Origin of the sequence: Nocardia wallacei, from assembly GCF_029869545.1 — a bacterium.
Taxonomy (GTDB): domain Bacteria; phylum Actinomycetota; class Actinomycetes; order Mycobacteriales; family Mycobacteriaceae; genus Nocardia; species Nocardia wallacei_A.
On record NZ_JARWQD010000320.1, the window covers coordinates 1 to 16,814 of the forward strand.

Annotated in this window: 16 protein-coding genes; 7 read left to right on the plus strand and 9 right to left on the minus strand. The window is 70.6% G+C overall.

Translation table 11 applies throughout. The features are described 5' to 3' along the window. The 3 genes from QH290_RS38250 to QH290_RS29130 all read right to left on the minus strand — a co-directional run. Nucleotides 1-104: hypothetical protein (locus tag QH290_RS38250; protein WP_425303664.1), on the minus strand; the 104-nt coding region annotated here is incomplete at its 3' end. Between the two features lie 5 nt (nt 105-109). After that, complete coding sequence (locus tag QH290_RS29125) at nt 110-256, minus strand: hypothetical protein (RefSeq protein ID WP_280386372.1); 147 nt, start codon at nt 254-256, stop codon at nt 110-112. A gap of 34 nt (nt 257-290) precedes the next feature. After that, entirely contained in the window at nt 291-887 is a 597-nt protein-coding gene (locus QH290_RS29130; protein ID WP_280262574.1) for a TetR/AcrR family transcriptional regulator, read from the minus strand. 75 nt (nt 888-962) lie between these two features. Between QH290_RS29130 and QH290_RS29135 the strand changes: the two genes are divergently transcribed. Then, nucleotides 963-1,397: a nitroreductase family deazaflavin-dependent oxidoreductase gene (locus tag QH290_RS29135; protein ID WP_280262571.1), complete on the plus strand. Its 435-nt coding sequence runs from the start codon at nt 963-965 to the stop codon at nt 1,395-1,397. Nucleotides 1,398-1,406: 9 nt separating this feature from the next. Here QH290_RS29135 and QH290_RS29140 read toward each other — a convergent pair whose 3' ends face one another. The 4 genes from QH290_RS29140 to QH290_RS29155 are packed head-to-tail and all read right to left on the minus strand — an operon-like array spanning nt 1,407 to nt 3,846. Continuing rightward, nucleotides 1,407-2,099 (minus strand): YqeB family protein, encoded by a 693-nt coding sequence (locus QH290_RS29140; RefSeq protein WP_280262569.1) that lies wholly within the window; start codon nt 2,097-2,099, stop codon nt 1,407-1,409. After that, complete coding sequence (locus QH290_RS29145) at nt 2,096-2,701, minus strand: TetR/AcrR family transcriptional regulator (protein ID WP_280262567.1); 606 nt, start codon at nt 2,699-2,701, stop codon at nt 2,096-2,098. Before QH290_RS29145 ends, QH290_RS29140 begins: the two co-directional genes overlap by 4 nt. Nucleotides 2,702-2,745: 44 nt before the next feature. Further along, the gene (locus QH290_RS29150; protein WP_280262565.1) at nt 2,746-3,564 is read right to left on the minus strand and encodes a maleylpyruvate isomerase family mycothiol-dependent enzyme; all 819 of its coding nucleotides are present in this window, start codon (nt 3,562-3,564) and stop codon (nt 2,746-2,748) included. A gap of 51 nt (nt 3,565-3,615) precedes the next feature. Beyond that, the gene (locus QH290_RS29155; protein ID WP_280262563.1) at nt 3,616-3,846 is read right to left on the minus strand and encodes a hypothetical protein; all 231 of its coding nucleotides are present in this window, start codon (nt 3,844-3,846) and stop codon (nt 3,616-3,618) included. Nucleotides 3,847-4,129: 283 nt separating this feature from the next. Here QH290_RS29155 and QH290_RS29160 point away from each other — a divergent pair, with 283 nt between their 5' ends. The 6 genes from QH290_RS29160 (at nt 4,130) to QH290_RS29185 (ending at nt 14,075) form a co-directional block, all read left to right on the plus strand. Continuing rightward, entirely contained in the window at nt 4,130-5,392 is a 1,263-nt protein-coding gene (locus tag QH290_RS29160; RefSeq protein WP_280386374.1) for a PucR family transcriptional regulator, read from the plus strand. A gap of 815 nt (nt 5,393-6,207) precedes the next feature. Beyond that, nucleotides 6,208-7,455: a PucR family transcriptional regulator gene (locus QH290_RS29165; RefSeq protein ID WP_280267099.1), complete on the plus strand. Its 1,248-nt coding sequence runs from the start codon at nt 6,208-6,210 to the stop codon at nt 7,453-7,455. Between the two features lie 94 nt (nt 7,456-7,549). Continuing rightward, nucleotides 7,550-9,292 carry a GMC family oxidoreductase gene (locus QH290_RS29170; protein WP_280386376.1) on the plus strand — a complete coding sequence of 581 codons (1,743 nt, stop codon included), beginning with the start codon at nt 7,550-7,552 and terminating at the stop codon, nt 9,290-9,292. A gap of 162 nt (nt 9,293-9,454) precedes the next feature. Continuing rightward, nucleotides 9,455-11,500 (plus strand): hypothetical protein, encoded by a 2,046-nt coding sequence (locus QH290_RS29175; RefSeq protein ID WP_280386377.1) that lies wholly within the window; start codon nt 9,455-9,457, stop codon nt 11,498-11,500. Next, a complete protein-coding gene (locus tag QH290_RS29180) occupies nt 11,497-13,017 on the plus strand; it encodes an ABC transporter substrate-binding protein (RefSeq protein WP_280386379.1) in 1,521 nt (506 codons plus the stop codon). The genes QH290_RS29175 and QH290_RS29180 overlap by 4 nt, the downstream gene beginning before the upstream one ends. A 101-nt stretch (nt 13,018-13,118) precedes the next feature. Further along, nucleotides 13,119-14,075, plus strand: coding sequence for an alpha/beta hydrolase (locus QH290_RS29185; RefSeq protein WP_280267167.1), 957 nt, complete (start codon nt 13,119-13,121; stop codon nt 14,073-14,075). A gap of 4 nt (nt 14,076-14,079) precedes the next feature. On the opposite strand, the gene QH290_RS29190 is transcribed toward QH290_RS29185, so the two are convergent. Together QH290_RS29190 and QH290_RS29195 are read right to left on the minus strand one after the other, a co-directional pair. Next, nucleotides 14,080-14,478, minus strand: coding sequence for a subtilase-type protease inhibitor (locus QH290_RS29190; protein ID WP_280386381.1), 399 nt, complete (start codon nt 14,476-14,478; stop codon nt 14,080-14,082). A 145-nt stretch (nt 14,479-14,623) separates the two neighbouring features. Beyond that, nucleotides 14,624-16,717, minus strand: coding sequence for an acyltransferase family protein (locus QH290_RS29195; RefSeq protein WP_425303662.1), 2,094 nt, complete (start codon nt 16,715-16,717; stop codon nt 14,624-14,626). Nucleotides 16,718-16,814: the final 97 nt, after the last annotated feature.

A 16,814-nucleotide genomic window follows, 5' to 3' on the forward strand; every position in this document is an offset into this window, starting at 1 on the left:
GTGCGGGACCGCACGGCGGGAATCGGGATGCCACGCGACCGCAGGTGCGCCATGAACGCGTGCTCCTCGGCCAGCGCCGCCGCGTCACGCAGCGCGATCGGCATCCGTTTCACCACGACCCGCTCGCCGTCGGCCGCCCCCCGACGGGCCCGCCCAGGTGCGCGTTGGGGGCGGGGGCCGGGCGGGTTACCCGGCCGTCGCCCAGTGCGGTCAGCCCGGTCGCGAGATCGAACTCGTGGATTCTGGTCGACGTCACTGCGACGTTCCTCCTCTTCGGGTGCGGCCGGGCGTCACGTGCGGGGCCGCAGGCCGTTCATGAGATGAGTGATCATCTCCGACAACAATTCGTCCGCCGTATCCGTTCCGACGAACCCGGTACCGACGAAGGCGGCGAGCCCCTGCAGCGACGCCGTGCACGACAGGCCGATCCGCACGGGGTCGCCCGGCACGACCTCCCCGCGCGCCTGCGCCTCGGTGATCAGCGCGATCGGCACCGCGAAGGCCCGGCCGACCGCCTCGGCCATCGCGGAACTGGCCGTGGGGCTGTGCTTGCGGGCGAACATGAGCGCCAGCAGCGCCGGATTGTCCACGGCGAACCGCAGATACGCGCGGGCCACCGCGTGCATCCGCTCGGGGAACGGGCCTGCCGTCGCCGCCTCCGCGAAAGCCGTTGCCAGGCGCTCGAATCCGGCCAGGGCGAGGGCGTCCAGGAGGGCCTGCCTGTCGCGGAAGTGCCGGCTCGGCGCGGCATGGCTGACACCCAGATCGCGTGCGAGCTGCCGCAGCGACAGGCCGTCGACACCCGATTCGCGCAGGGTGGCCTCGGCGCGGCGGAGCACGGCGGCGCGCAGGTCGCCGTGGTGATAGCGCGGGGCGGCGGAGTTCATGGTGGCTGCAGGATATCGAACCGCCGGACCGGTGTAGGCATTGACCACAATGTAGTCGTTGGCTACATTATGGGCATGTCCAACCTCTTCGGGAATGTTCTGCGCGCACATCAGTGGGTCTACGAACGCAGTCACGGGGTGATCGGCCATCGGCTGTTGTTCGGCAACCCCACGCTGCTGCTGCGCACCACCGGGCGGCGCACCGGGCTCCCGCGGACCACGGCGCTCACCTACGGGCGCGACGGGGAGGCGTACCTGGTGGTGGCGTCGAACGGCGGTGCCGCGAAACCGCCTGCGTGGCTGGCGAATCTGCGGGCACACCCGGACTGCGAGGTGCAGGTCGGCCGCCACCGGTACCCGGTCACGGCGCGTCCCACGCTGCCCGGCGACCCCGACTACGCCCGGCGCTGGGGCATCGTCGATCGCGTCAACAAGGGCCGCTACACGCGCTACCAGCAGCAGACCGACCGCCGCATCCCCATCGTCGAGTTGTCGCCGCGCCGGGCGTGATCGACCGGCTCACGACACCGGAACGAGCCGAATCTCCTGTCGGCCCTTGCGATCTCGCACATCTACGCCGAGGGCGGTCAGCTGCTCCTCGACCTCCTCGACCGTGCCGGGCTTGTCGTCGTCCAGCGCGCGGCGGCGATTGCGCAGCAGCGCATCGACCGTCGCGCCGGTCTCGGGTCTGCCGTCGACCCAGGTGATGTAGTCGCTGGCGAGCGGGTCGTCGCGGTCCTGCCAGGGGTAACCGTGGTCGCGGAAGGCGCGGGCGAGCGCGGCGGCGGGCAGGTCGCTCGCCTTGCAGCGGGCCAGCCGCAGGCCGCGGCGGTCGGTGAGGACCAGGTCGGCGCCCTCGCGGAAGACGGCCTCGACCCGGCCCCGCTCGATGTACCGGGCGCGGCCGTCGCGGGACAGCTCGAGATGATCGTCGGCGATGGTCAGGGTGGGGCATTCCTTGCGGGCGATCTCGAACAGCACCGCGCCGCCGACGATTCCGAGGATCGCCGCGATCGGCACCAGCAGGGCGGGCGGCAACTTCATCGCCACCCGAACCGGCCCGGGCGCCGACTCCACGGTGTCGAGCAGCCATTGACCCACGGCGGGCAGCGCGAAGCCGACGCCGCAACCCAGTGCCAGGCCGCCGATCGTGAACACCCAGAGCCAGAAGGCGGGGAACTTCAGGACCGTTGCCGGGGATGTGTCGGTCACGATTCCTCCTCGACCGGGGGACGAAGCAGGCGCGCCACCGTGGTGTGCACGAGGGCGCGCGGATCGTGCGGGTTCTCGGGGTCGATATTCAGGAACGCGGCGTCGATGATCGACAGGATCCAGCGGGCCGTGTCCTTCGGGGGCAGTCCGGGATCGATCTGTCCCGCCGCGATACCGCGCTCGAGCAGGTCGGTCAGCGCCTGCGCGCTCTGGGTCGCGTCGGCGCCGACCACCGTCGCCAGCTCCTCGTCGTGGCCCAGGCGGCGCAGCAGCTCGACCAGCAACCCGGGCGCGGCGGGATCGGTGGCCTCGGCGGCGAGGCCGTCGACGATGTCCAGGATCGCCGCGAGGCAGTCGGTGCGGTCGAGATGCCGGGCGATCAGCTCGGAGTGTTCGGGAATCGACTGCTCGAAGATCGACCGGAACACGGCGGCCTTGTCCGGGAAGTAATAGAAAACGCTGCCCGGGCTGAGGCCCGCGGCCCCGGCGATCTGCGCCGCGGTGGTCCGCTCGTACCCGTGCTCGGCGAACAGCGCGGTGGCCGCGCGGGTGATCGTGCGGCGGCGTTCGCCGACGCGCTCGGGGTCTCGGGTGCGGGCCATGACGGCATATTATCAATTAACTGAACAGTCAGTCAAAGAAAAGTTCAGGCGACCACGGCCAGCAATGTTGTTGCGGCGCTGGTCAGTTCCTGCTCGCCGTGCAGGTCGGCGCGCTGTCGCGCCTCGTCGACGCCGATGCCTCGGCTGGCCAGCCGCCAGACCGTCTCGGGATCCATGCGTACCGAGGCGGCAGGGTCGTCGGCGGGTGTCGCCGTGAGTTCCCAGGAGCTGCCGTTGCTCACCGCCGCCCACCGGCCACCGGCCGGGCCGGTGATCTCGAACAGCACCGAGGTCCCGGCCGGGCGAGCCCGATCATGGAGCGCGACGGGCAGTGCGTGCAGGAACGTCGCGAGGACCGGCCGCAGCAGCGACACGTCGTCGGCGCCGGGCCGGGATACCGCGTCGCGGATCTGCTGCTGGTGCACCCAGTACTCGGTGTAGTCGCGGGCGATGTCGAGCCACGCCGGGCTGGGGCCGGGGCCCGCCCACGACACGTTCAACGGCGCGGGGGACGCGAGATCCGTCGCGGCCCAGACCGCGTCGAGCTGCGGGCCGAGGTGGCCCACCAGGTCGACCATGGTGCGCGGGCTGCACTGCCGCATGGCCCGGACGAATTCGTCGTTGGTCCGGGCGAGGTAGCCCGGCAGTGTCTCGTCGTCGGCGAAGACGGCGCCGCCGTGGCCGTCGCGCGCGCCGGAGATCCGGCGCAGATAGTCGTTGAGGATGTGCGCGGTCACGTCTCGCACCGCCCAGCCCGGGCAGACCGTCGGCCTCGCCCACTCCGCGGGGGTGAGCGATCCGAGCAGGTCGAGCAGCGCCTGTCGTTCCCGTGGAAACAGCGGCCGGGTGTCGAGTGGGATCATGCCCCCAGTGAACCGGCGTCGCCGACCGCCGCGCGAGTGTTTTCCGGCGAGTCACTCGTGCCGCTTGGCCTTGTCGTCGGCCCAGCCCGCCAGCAGGACCCCGACCGCGGTCAGCAGGAGCATGGCGATGAACCGCACCGACCAGCCGCCGGGAAGCCAGTCGAACATGCCCCACAGCTGCGACTTCTCGTGATCGAACAGCTGGCGCAGCGCGGCCTGGGCGAAGAAGACCATGAGGATCATTCCGGCGACCTGCAGGCCCACATAGGTTCCCTTGCTCATTCGGTGTGTCCGTTCGTCCGGGGGGCGATTCCTTTCGATCTTCGCCCGGCGCCGCCCGTGCCCACATCGCCCGGCGGTCGGCGTCCGGGTCATTCTCGGGTCATCCTCGGGTCGGACGGCGATCGGCCGCAGGTCGCACCGGCCGGACGCCGCCCGGCCGTTCCGAGAGGTCACCGCCGGTCCGCCAAATCCGTTGTGCAGGTTCACCGCTCACGCTTCTGGACATTTCCGGCACCGCGGTTGTGTCGTAGCCTGGCCGACCGACGGCGACGGAAGGAGCAGGATGGGCGGCGAGTCCTTCGGATTCACCTCGCGGTACTGGGAGCCGCCGTCCGAGCGGATCGCCGAGCTGATCCGCGCCGGCGTGGAGATGGTGCTCGACCATCCGGAGCTGATGTACGAGGCGATGGACGATGCGTCGCTGGCCGCCGCGAGCCCGGCCATCGCCGCCGAACCGCGGCTGGCCGAGGCCGTGCGGGCCTGCGTGCGCGCGAACCTGACGCACTGGTGCACGGCCAACCTCGCCGCACCCGGTGTGCCGGTGGCGCCGAACCTGTCGGCGGAGAACGTGAACATCGCCCGCGACGTGGTGCGGCACGGGTTCGACGAAATGCTGGTCACCAATTTCCATGCCGGGCAGAACGCGGCGGTCCGCAAGTGGGCGCAGCTGGCGTTCCTGCTGAGCCCGGATCCCTACGAGGTGCGCGAATTGCTCGACGTCATCATGGGTTCGGTGTTCGCGTTCATCGACGACACGCTGGCCGGTGTCTTCGAGCTGATCCAGCGCGAGCGCCGCAACCTGGCCGACGTCGACCACACCGAGCGGATGGAGACGCTCAACCTGCTGCTCGGCGGCGCGCCGATCAGCGCGGGCCGGGCCGGTGCGCGGCTGCGCTACGAGCTCGACCGTCGGCACCTGGCGGCCGTGGCCTGGAACGACTCGTATCCCACCGATCCGGAGCCGCTCGAGCTCGCGGTGAACGCGCTGGTGCGGGCCGCGGGATCGATGCAGCCGCTGACGATCGTGCCCAGCCCGTCCACGCTGTGGGTGTGGCTGCCGATCGAGCAGCTGCCGCCGCTGGCCGAGGTGCGGCGGGCGCTGGCCGAGACGACGGGGGTGCGGATGGCGATCGGGTCGGTGGGTGACGGGATGTCCGGTTTCCGGCGGGCCCACCTGGATGCCGTTGCGGCGCAACGGCTGATGCGCCGATTACCGTCGGGGGAGCGGCTGGCCACCTACGACGAGGTGGAGGTCGTCGCGCTGGCCACCGACGGCGACGAGGAGCGGGCGCGGGAGTTCGTCACGCGCACCCTCGGGAACCTCGTCTCCGCGGATGCCGACCTGCGCGAGACGCTGCGGATCTACCTGCACGAGGGCTCCAACACCACCCGGACCGCGCGCTCGATGTTCACCCACCGCAACACGATCGTGCACCGGCTCGACCGCGCCCGCGGCCTACTCCCGCGCCCCCTGGACCAACGCCCCCTACAGGTAGCCCTGGCACTGGAAATAATCCGCGTAGTCGGCGTCACAAGCAACGACTGACCCACCGCCCCGACGCCGAATCGAGCCTCACCGACCATGCCCCGAGCCAGCCTCGCTGCCATACCCCGAGCCCGTCCCGACGACCGTGCCGCGAGCCGCTCTCGTCGACTGTGCCGGGAGCCGGTCTGGTTGGCTGTGCCGGAGCCGGTCTGGTTGGCCGTGCCGCGAGCCAGTCCTGGTGACTGTGCCGCGAGCCGGTCCTGGTGACTGTGCCGCGAGCCGGTCTCGTCCACTGTGCCGCGAACCAGTCCTGCTGACGATGCCCCGGGCCAGCTCCGTTGACCTTGTGCCAGTCTCGCTGGCTGGATGCCCGAGCCAGTATCGCCTACTTTTGCCTGAGCCATCTCGCTGGCTAGATGTCTGAGCCAGTCTCTCCTACTTTGCCTGCGCCAGTCTCGCTGGCCAGATGCCTGAGCCAGGCTCTCTTGCTTATGCCTGAGCCAGTCTCTCTTGCTTATGCCTGAGCCAGGCTCCCTTGCTTATGTCCGAGCCAGGCTGCTCTCCTACTTATGCCCGAGCCAGGCTCCCCTACTTATGCCCGGGCCAGGCTCCCCTACTTATGCCCGAGCCAGCTCCCCTGCTTATGCCCGACGAAGGAGGGCGATACTGCACAACCGTGCTTCGTAGCGTTGTGCACTTTCGCCAGTCCTCGGTGTGGGACTTCGGGATAGAGTGTCGCAGCGGTGAATATCGCCGCGCACCAGTGTGCCCTCGCATCGTCGAACGGGGAATAGCATGGCCGCCCACCCGATCAGGGAAGTGTCACAACATAATTCGTTCCGGCATGGTGAACATTACCAATCGGGGGGCGTGGCGTGACGGTGGCGAACGGCATTACCGACGGCGGAATTGCGCGGATCGATATCGCACCGGCCGCGGTGAATTATCAAGCGCTGTCCCGGAAAATCGTCGACGGTCTCGATCTCGGCCCGCTCACGGACCATCCCGGCAAGGACCCGGCCGTGCGCAGCGATCTGCTCGCGGTGGTCGCCTGCTGCATGGAGAGCGTGGTGGCGGCGGCCCGGACGGGCGCGCCGGTCCCCGAGCGCGCGGCGGCCCGGATGGCGGGCATCGCGGCCCGCTGGGCCGAGCGGCAACTGCCGATCGCGATGCTGCAGCACGCGGTGCACGCGGGCGCCGAGGCCGTGGTCGAGCCGGTCGTCGCCGCGGGCCGCCGGACCGTGGCCGGTTTGCCCGCCGCGGGGCTGGTGCTGATCGAATCGCTCCGCACGCTGTCGACCGCGATCGCGCGCGGCTACACCGGTGAGGTGCGGGCCATGACCCGGGCCGACCGGGTCGAATCCCACACCCTGGTCTCGGCGCTGCTGGCGGGCCGCGCCGATTCGGTCATGGTGCGCCGCAACGGAATCGAGCTCGCCGCCACGTACCTGGTCGTGGCCGTCGCGTTGGGCCCGCATCCGGACGAGCACGATCCCCGGCTCGACGCGGGCGTGGTCGCGCGCCGCAAACTGCGCCGCGTGCAGGCGGAGCTGGCGTGCGAGGGCGGCGCGCGGGTGCTGTCGATGCTGAGCGTCGACGGCGGCACGCTGCTGATTCCGGTGCGGGCGGCGGGCGACGAGGCCGACGCCGCGCTCGACGACCTGATCGACCGGATCGGCCGCGCCGCCGCGGCACCGATGACGGCGGCGGTCGTGTCGGCCGCCCGCGACGACGTTCCGCGCGCCGCCGAACGTGCGCACGAACTGCTGGATCTGGCGCTGCGCCTGGGCCGCGGCACCGGGCTGCACCGGTTCCGGGAGCTCGCCTGCGAATATCAGCTCGTCCAGCCGGGCCCGGGAAATCGGCAATTGCGCGCGCTGCTCGACCCGCTCCGCGACGAGCCGGAATTGCTGGACACCGTCGAGGCCTATTTCGCCGCCCAGTGCAAACGCGAATCCGCGGCCCGCCGGCTCGGCATTTCGGTGGGCGCCCTCCGCCGCCGGCTCGACCGCATCGCGACCCTGACCGGACTGCGGCCCGACGCACCCGCGGACCAATGGTATCTGCGCGCGAGTTACATTGCGCGCATTGTCGATCCGCGTTCCCCCGATCCCGCACTGTGAATTCTCCGATATCGGGGGTATGACCACTGGTAGGTACCACAGAATGCGGAACAGCCGGCGCGGGTGCTGTTAGCGTCGGCGGCAGGAGGTGGTCATGACCGCAGAGCGGCGGTTCGATGCCGACGTGCTGATCGTCGGGTCCGGATTCGGGGGCAGCGTCACGGCGCTGCGGCTGGCGGAAAAGGGATACAGCGTCGCCGTCATGGAGGCGGGGCGCCGTTTCGACGACGCGGATTTCGCCGAGACCAACTGGGATCTGCGCCGCTATCTGTGGGCGCCGCGGCTGGGCTGCTACGGAATTCAGCGCATTCACCGGCTGCGGGACTGCTTCATTCTCGCCGGGGCGGGCGTCGGCGGCGGTTCGCTGAACTACGCCAACACGCTGTACAAGCCGGGCCCGGCGTTCTTCGGCGACCGGCAGTGGGCCGATATCACCGACTGGGACGCCGAACTGAGCCCGCACTACGAGCAGGCGCGGGCGATGCTCGGCGTGGTCGAGAACCCGCACCCGACGCCCGCCGACGAGATCATGCGCTCGGTGGCCGAGGATATGGGCGTCGGCGACACCTTCGTCCCCACGCCCGTCGGCGTATATTTCGGCGAGCCCGGAAAGACCGTGCCGGACCCGTATTTCGGCGGCGTCGGCCCGGACCGCACCGGCTGCATCGAATGCGGCGAATGCATGTCCGGCTGCCGCCACGGCGCGAAGAACACTTTGGTCAAGAACTATCTCGGGCTCGCCGAGCGGGCCGGTGCCCGGGTGCATCCGATGACCACCGTGACCGCGATCCGGCCGCAGCCCGACGGCAGCTGGCTGGTCGACACGCGCAGGACGGGCCCCTGGGTGCGGCGGCGCCGCGGCACCGTCTCGGCCCGGTACGTGGTGCTGGCCGCGGGGACGTGGGGCACCCAGCAGCTGCTGTTCCGGATGCGCGATACCGGTGTGCTGCCGGATCTTTCGGCGCGCCTGGGCGTGCTGACCCGCACCAATTCCGAGGCCATTCTCGGCTCCGGCCGCGTCGAGGTCGACCCGGAGCTGGATCTCACCGCGGGGGTGGCGATCACCTCGTCGTTCCATCCCACCGGCGACACCCACATCGAACCGGTCCGCTACGGCAAGGGCTCGAATGCGATGGCGCTGTTGCAGACCTATCTCGTGGACGGCGGCCACCGGACCCCGCGCTGGGCGCGGGTATTGGCGACGGCACTGGCCCATCCGGCGCGGACGGTGCGGCTGCTGCGCACGCACCGGTGGAGCGAGCGGACGTTGATCCTGCTGGTCATGCAGAGCCTGGACAATTCGATCACCACCTACACCCGGCGCGGACTCTTCGGGCGGCGGTTCACCAGCAAACAGGGCTACGGCGAACCGAATCCGGCGTGGATCCCGGCCGGGCACGAGGTGACCCGGCGGGTCTCCGACAAGCTCGGCGCCACCCCCGGCAGCACCTGGCCGGACATCTTCGGCGTGCCGATGACGGCGCATTTCATCGGCGGCTGCGTCGTCGGCGCCGATGCCGAGCGCGGCGTCATCGACCCGTACCACCGGGTCTGGGGGTATCCGACGCTGAGTGTGGTGGACGGGTCCGCGATCTCGGCCAATCTCGGGGTGAATCCGTCGCTGACCATCGCGGCGCAGGCCGAGCGGGCGGCCTCGCTGTGGCCGAACCAGGGCGAGGCGGACGTCCGGCCGGAGCAGGGGGAGGGCTACCGGCGGCTGCGGGCGGTCGTGCCGCGGCACGCCGTCGTCCCGGCGGGCGCACCCGCCGCGCTGCGCCTGCCGCTGCACGTCGTGCGCGACTCGTCGTCGGATCGGACCGGCGGCAGATCGGCCTGATCCGGGCCGCCTCGCACGCTGCCGCGGGACCGGTCCGGGGCGGGCTCGCTACCGTGGTCGGTCGGTCGCCCGTGTACCCATGGCCCGTTCGCTCGGCGGGACAAGGCGTTTCGCGCGCTCGGCAAATGGGGAACCAAACAGGTGGTGAGACGCGAGGGGGATATGCCTAGCAACCAACCGCCGCTGGCCGGGCTGCGTTCGGTGACCGGGTGGCTGCTCGAACACATGCTCGACCGGCCCGACGGGCGATCGCGCAAGCTTCCCATAGTGGTCGCGCTGGGGCCGCGGGGCAGCGGCAAGACGGCACTGCTGCGGACGGTCGAGCGCCGCGCCGCGATGGTGCCGCACGCCTATCTCGACTTCCACCGGTACCTCGATATCGACGGGCGCGATCACCTGCCGCCGCGCGAGGTGCTGGGCAAGCTGGCCTTCGGACTGAGCAAGGACGTCAAACAGTTCGGGCGGCTGGCCTTTCCGCGCCTGTGGCTGTGCCTGATGGTGGTGGGCAGCTCCGTGCACATCAACGCCGGGGACCGCCGTCAGGCCCTGGCCGAGCTGCGGGGCGTGCTGCAGGACAACCAGCCGGTCGAGCAGAATCGCGAAGACGTCATGCGGCTGGTGGAGTTCGCGGGCGAGGTCGCCAGCGGCCAGCAGCTGCCCGGATGGGCGGCGCCGGTGACCGACCTGCTGCTGAGCGGGCTGGGCCGGGTCGAACGCTGGCGCATGCTGCGCCGGATCCAGAAGCTGTCCAGCGCGCAGGGAAACGCCGAGGACGTGCTGATCGACATCGCCGGATGGGCCGACGACGGCGACGGGGAGGACGAGCGCGCCGAGGCCGACGCCATCTTCTACGAGGCCTTCCTCACCGATCTGCAGCGCGCCTACAGCGGCGTCAACCGGATGCGCCGGACGATGAATTGCGTTGTGCTGCTGGACAATGTGCACACCGACAGCGGTCGGCGGTTCCTGTTCGATCTGCAGCGGGCGCGGCAGCGGGGCGACGACGACGGCGATCCGATGGTGGTCTTCGCCACCAGCCGTACCTGGATTCCCTACTGGGACGAGGGCTGGCATCATCCCGGCGGGCACCACCTCGGGCGCGGTGAGGTGCCGCTGCCGCCGACCTACCGGACCGGCGGGCACACCCTGCCCACCCCGCGCCGCTCGGCGGATATCGATGACGACTGGCGCCGTGCCGAGCCCGGGGAACTGCCCTGGAATCCCTGGTACCTGCTCGATATCAGCAGGCTCGCCGCGGCCGATGTCGTCTCCGTGGCAGCCGAATTCGGCCACCATCCGCGCTCGCGGGTGACCGAGTTCGTTCAGCACCTCACCGCCGGGCATCCCGGTGGCGTGGTCGACGTTCTGACCGCGACCGCCGGTGTGGTGCCGGGGGCCGAGACCACGGATCTGCGCGGGGCGCTCGACCTGCCCACGCGCCGGAGCCTGCCCGAGGGCGAGGACGGGGCCGCGGGCCCGTGCACACTGGGCGCGGCCATACTGCGAGAACTGCTGCAGGACTTCGACTCCGGCGCGCAGCGCGATCTGGTCACGGCGTCCGCGGCGCGCAATGTGGACCTGCTGTATCACCCGGAGGTGCTCGATTCCCCTGCGCCACACGGTGAGGAGCTGCTCGAGCATCTGCGCAACAACCTGTGGGTCCGCGAACGCGGCGGTGCCGAACCGGATTTCGAGATCGATCCCTGGCTGCGCCGGTTGCTGCTGCACGCGCTGGCGGCGCGGGACGCGTCGGATCCGCTGAACTGGAAACGCACCCATGCGATGTGCCGCGACATCTACGAGCACAGCGGGCGCCCCGGTGCGGCGCGCTATCACGATCTGGCGCTGGGGAACCTCGATGCGGTGATCGCCTACCTGCGGGCGCCGCTGGACTCGCACGATATCGAATTCGACGTGCCCGCCGCCGAATCCTGGCTGACGGACCTGGATCTCATCACCTCCGCCCCGAACGCCCTCGGCCGGGAGCTCGCCCCGGGCGACCTGGTGGCCGAACTGGTCGGGCGCGACCGCGACGAACTCGGCGAATCGCTGGGCTGGCTGATCGCGGCGCTGTGGATCGCGCACGATCCGCTCGGGGATCCGCAGCGAAAGCTGGACACGACGATCGAGAACCAGTTCCGGCACCTGGCCATCGGCCGCGGCCGCGGGGCCATGCTGCTGTACGAACGCGGGGAGAGGTACCGATGAGCCTGCGAGACGACGAGCCGATCATCCCGCCGCAGCCGAGGTGGCGCCGCTGGATCTGGGTGGGCGCGGGCGTGGTCGCGGTGGTGGTCGTCCTGGCGGTGGCGCTGATCCTGGTGCCGGTGCTCGCCGAGCGGGCCGACCGCTGCGGTGCGGGCGTGTGGCACACCGGCGAGCAGGGGGAATGTGTCGGAATCACCGATGGCGCCTATGTTTTCGATGACGACCTGGCGCCGGTGGAGCGGCTGATCCGCGCGGAGAACGATGCCATCGGGGCCGAGCCGTACGTGTCGGTGGTGGTGATGCTGCCGATGACCCTGCACGACCCCGACGTCGTTACCGTCGAATGGGTGCGCCACCAGCTGCAGGGTGCGCATCTGGCGCAGCGGGAGGCCAACCGCGACGACATGTGGTTCGGCAGGTCGCCGAGAATCCGTCTGCTGCTTGCCAATCCGGGCAGCGGTCTCGAGCATTGGCAGACCGTCGTGGACGAGGTGCAGCGCCGCCGCGACAGCGAGCACATCGTGGCGGTCACCGGGATCGGGCTCAGCTTCGGCACCGCGGAGGAGGCGATGCGCGCCTTCTCGGGCAGGCAGATGCCGGTGATCGGTTCGACGCTCACCGCGGACAATCTGTCCGAGATCCGCGGTTTCGCGCGCGTCTCGCCCACCAGCGCGGCGCAGGCACGGGCGGCGGCCACCTATCTGAAGCAGCGGGCGCACACGGCATTGCTGGTGCACGACAGCAATCCGAACGATCTCTACCCGCGCACGCTGGCCGACGAGTTCCGGCGCAGTTTCGTCGACGACGACCATCGGCTGGTGGGGCGCCCCGAGCCCTACATCTCCGATGCCGACGGAGTCGAGAGCACCCTGCATCAGATGATGCCGAACGTCTGCCAGGCCAGACCGGAGGTGGTGTATTTCGCGGGGCGCTCGCGGCATATCGCCACGCTGATCACCGCCCTGGCGGAGCGGCCCTGTCCGCGCGACCCGATCACGGTCGTCACCGGGGACGATCTGGCGATGTACGGGACGCCGAGCGAGGCCGTGCAGGTGGCGCTGGAGAACAATGTGTCGGTGATCTATACGGGTCTGGCGCATCCGGAGGCGTGGCAGCGGCATCCGGAATCGTTCAACGGACAGTCGGTGGATCATTTCACCCGCCGGACCTCCGACCGGCGGTGTGAGCTGTGCTATCGGGACCTGTTCCCGGGCGAACCGCTCGACGACGGATTCGCGGTCATCTCCTACGATGCGGTGGCGACGGCGGTCTGGGGGGCCCGCAAGATGGCGACCTCCGAAGGACGCCCGGGCAACCTGCCACCGGGAAGCCCGGTCACGGCACCCGAGATCCTGCAGGTGCTGAACCGGATGCACGGCGAGGTGTATGTGCGCGGCGCCAGCGGGACGATCTCGTTCGACGAGCGCGGCAATCCGGTGAACAAACCGGTGCCGATCCTGCGGCTGCGCCCGGGGCAGTCGGCGGAGTTCGTGGACCTGGCCTGGCCGGACTCCTGAGGCGGCCGCCGTTGTGAACCACCACAGCGGCGGCTCCGAGGTCGCGCTGTCTCAGTATGTTCGAGGAGACATCCAGGGTTACCGGCATTTCAGGGGTGAGTATGCGGGAGTACCGGACGGGTGGTCAGGGTTGGCGCGCGGCCCTGATCCGTGGACTGTGCCGGATCTTCGTGCGCCCGACGCTGGCCCGGTGGCCGCTGCGGGGCGTGCTGGCGCCGTGTATGGCGCTGGTCGATCTGGTGCACCGGCCGGTGCCGCGGTTGCGCGGCACGGTGCACGAACGGGTGGACGGCGGTGACTGGTGTGCCGAGCTGGTGCGGCCGCGCGACGGGGTGACGCGGGACGGGGCGATCGTGTACTTCCACGGTGGCGCGTTCGTGTTCTGCGGCCTGGCCACGCATCGCAGGATCGTCGAGCGGCTGGCGCTGCGCACCGGGCTGCCGGTGCTGTCGGTCGGCTACCGGCAGCACCCGGTCGGCCGGTTGGACGCGTCGATGGACGACGCGGCGGCGGCCGTACGCTGGTTGCACGATGCGGGCATCGGCACGGGATCGACTGTGTTCGTGGGTGATTCGGCCGGTGGCTATCTGACCTTCCAGCTGGCGCTGGAGGCGGCGCGGCGTGGTCTCGACCGTCCCGCCGGGGTGGTCGGGCTGGCGCCGCTGCTGAACCTGGATCCCGCGGCGAAACTCGCGCACGCGAACGCCGAGTCCGACGTCTTCCTCCCGGCCCGCCGCTTCGCCGAGGTCGCGGCGGTGATCGCCGGTGACGACTCGGGTGGGGTGGATCCGCGCCGGTCACCGGTGAACGGCGCGGTCGCCACGCTGCCGCCCGTGCTGCTGATCTGCGCCGAGGACGAGGTGCTGCGCGCCGACGCCGAACTGCTGGCCGATCGCCTCGACGGCACCGGTGTGCCGTACACCTTGCAGATCTGGCAGGGGCAGGTGCACGCCTTCCCCGTCCTCGGCCATCTGTTACCGGAAAGCCGTGCGGCCCTTGATGAGATCGCGAACTTCATCACCGGCGTGCTGGACCGGCGGGCGGCCGAGGCGGGGTGAATCGCTAGAACTGGAGCACGACCCCGGCACCCTCGCGCTCGCAGTTGTTTCCGAAGGTGTGCGTGTAGTCGACGGCGCGGCCGTTCCAGGTCCCGGTCGCGGTGATCGTGACGGGATCCCAGATCTTGGTGCACATCCGATGCGGGTCCTGCGGCAGCGCATCGAAGTCGCCGTCGACCGCCGCCAGCGCATCACACGCGGCATCGACATTCGGATGCGTCCCACCCCGCGGCTCACAGCTCAGCGTCACCTCCCGCTCGGCCGGGGCACCCGCCTCACCGCGCGCCACACTCAGCGTGACCTGCGCCGCCACCACGGGCTCGGCCCCGCCGGGCGCGGCAAGGGCGGCACCGGCCAGCACCACGCCGGACACGATGAGCAGGGGTCGAATAGGCTTCCGCATACGTGCGCCTCCGATCGGTCGTGATCAATCCTCACCTGATCCGTCGTCCCCCAGGCCCCAGCGTTACGCCCCGACAGCCCGGCAGACACCGACCACCGAGCCTTGGTGGCGCAGACCCGTATACACGGCGATCGGCGGTAACCGCTCACCACCACCCGAGGATGGGCTGCAGCTGCCTGCCGAGTTCGGGGGCCAGGGAGCGGGAGTAGGTGGCGGTCAGGTGGTGTTCGTCGTGGTAGAGCAGGATGTTGCCGACCTCGACCGGGCAGATCTGGGGTTCGCAGACGGCGTCGGTGAGGTCGATGGGGAAGACGTTGGGGTAGGCGGCGGCCGAGACCGCGGCCGGGTTGACGGGGTCGAGCGCCTCGGCGCGCGGCATACCGCAGCTGAGCCGGTCGCCGCCCTGGGCCAGGCAGTCGATGGCGCGGTAGCGAATCCCGTTGTGGCGCAGCCACGGTGTGTCCCGGACCGCGACCACATTGAGGCCGCGATCGGCCAGCTCCGTCCATACGTCCACATAGTCGGCGGGGGTCTCGTCGCCGGTGGTGTCGCGCGGGCGGGTGCCGGTCGTGAAGACCCAGTCCGGGCGTTCGCTGCCCAGCCGGTCGATCACGTCGCGGGACCAGTCGCGGCAGTCGGGGATGCGCTCGCCCTTGTAGCTCGGTTCCTCGGCGACGGTCAGCGGGCAGCCCATCTTGAGATACACGACGATGCGGAACATGTACTGCTCGGCCAGATCCTGCAGCGCCGGAATCCAGTGCTCGGCATGCGAACTGCCCACCACGGCCAGGGTGCGGCGCGCCGCGGGGCTGCCGTAGGTGCAGGTGACCACCTCGCGGGTGTCGAAGTCGGCGATGCATCCGTCGCGCGCCGGATAGGCGGCGTCGCCGGGAGCGTCGTTGATCGACGGCCGCATCGGGGCCTCGGGGGCGCCCGCGCCGGCGGCGAGCAGCTCCGCGCCCGGATACGTGTCGGGGTCGAGAATGCCGACCGGGCGGGGCGGATGGGAGCCGACGACCACGATCCACACCGCCGCCAGCGTCGCGACGGCCGAACCGGTGACCGAGACCGCGACGCCCGCCCGGCGGCGATAGGCGTCCGATACCAGGGTCTTCCCGGTGCGCAGCGGCTGCTCGACGAACCGATGCGTCGCCCACGCCGCCGCCAGTGACAGCCCGATCACGACGAGCCCGTCGCCGAAATCGGCCGCGGGCCTTCCGCGTTCGGTGAGATAGAAGATGAGGATGGGCCAGTGCCACAGGTACAGGGCGTAGGCGATGTCGCCGAGGCGCAGCATCGGACGCCAGGTGAGCAGGCGATTGGGCAGCGGAAGCCCCCGCGGGTCGGCGGTATTGCCCGCGACGATCAGTGCCGCCGCCGCGCCCACCGGCAGCAGCGCGGCCGGTCCCGGGAAGGACGCGGCGCCGTCGAGGATCCAGCCGCACGCGACGACCGCCGTGATCCCGAAGGCCGCCAAGGCGAATCGCATCCACCGCGGCGGCGCGAGGTAGGGCACCACCAGCGCCAGCACGGCACCGGCCAGCAGTTCCCAGGTCCGCGCGAAGGTGTCGTAGTAGTTCCAGCCCGGACTGCCGGTGCTGCCGTGCGCGGCGTAGACGAACGACAGGAACCCGAGCACCGCGAAGACCGGCAGCGACACCCGCCGCAGCATCGCCGGATCGGCCACGGTCGAGCACAACCACGCCAGACCGGCGACGAGCAGCACCGCGGCCAGGTAGAACTGCCCCTGCACCGACATCGACCACAGATGCTGCAGCGGGCTGACCGAGGGGTCGGCGGCCGTGTAGTTCGACCACGACAGCGCCAAGTGCCAGTTCTCGTAGTAGAACAGCGACGCCAGCACCTGCGACGCCAGATCCGGCCACTGGGTGTACGGGCGCAGCACGACGGCGGCGACCACGACCGCCGCCAGCACGGTGACCAGCGCGGGCAGCAACCGGCGCGCCGTGCGGCGCAGCGTGGCCGCGATCCCCACCGGGCCGGATTCGGCCCGGCGCAACAGCAGCCCGATGAAGAAGTATCCGGAGAGCACGAGGAAGACGTCCACACCGCCGGACACCCGTCCGAACCAGACGTGGAACACCACCACCAGGGCGATGGCGACGCCACGCAACCCGTCCAGGTCGAGGCGGTACGCCGCGGTGCCGGGCCGCTGTGCCGGACGGCGAATCCGCCGGGCGTGGATATCGGTCGGCACTCCCGCCGGCCGCCCCGTCACCGCGCGGATCTCGGCCGGACTCGCCTCACGGCTCTGCGGACCGGCGACAGGTGAACGGGAAGTGGATGCGGCACGCCAACTCTCTTACCACGGTGCT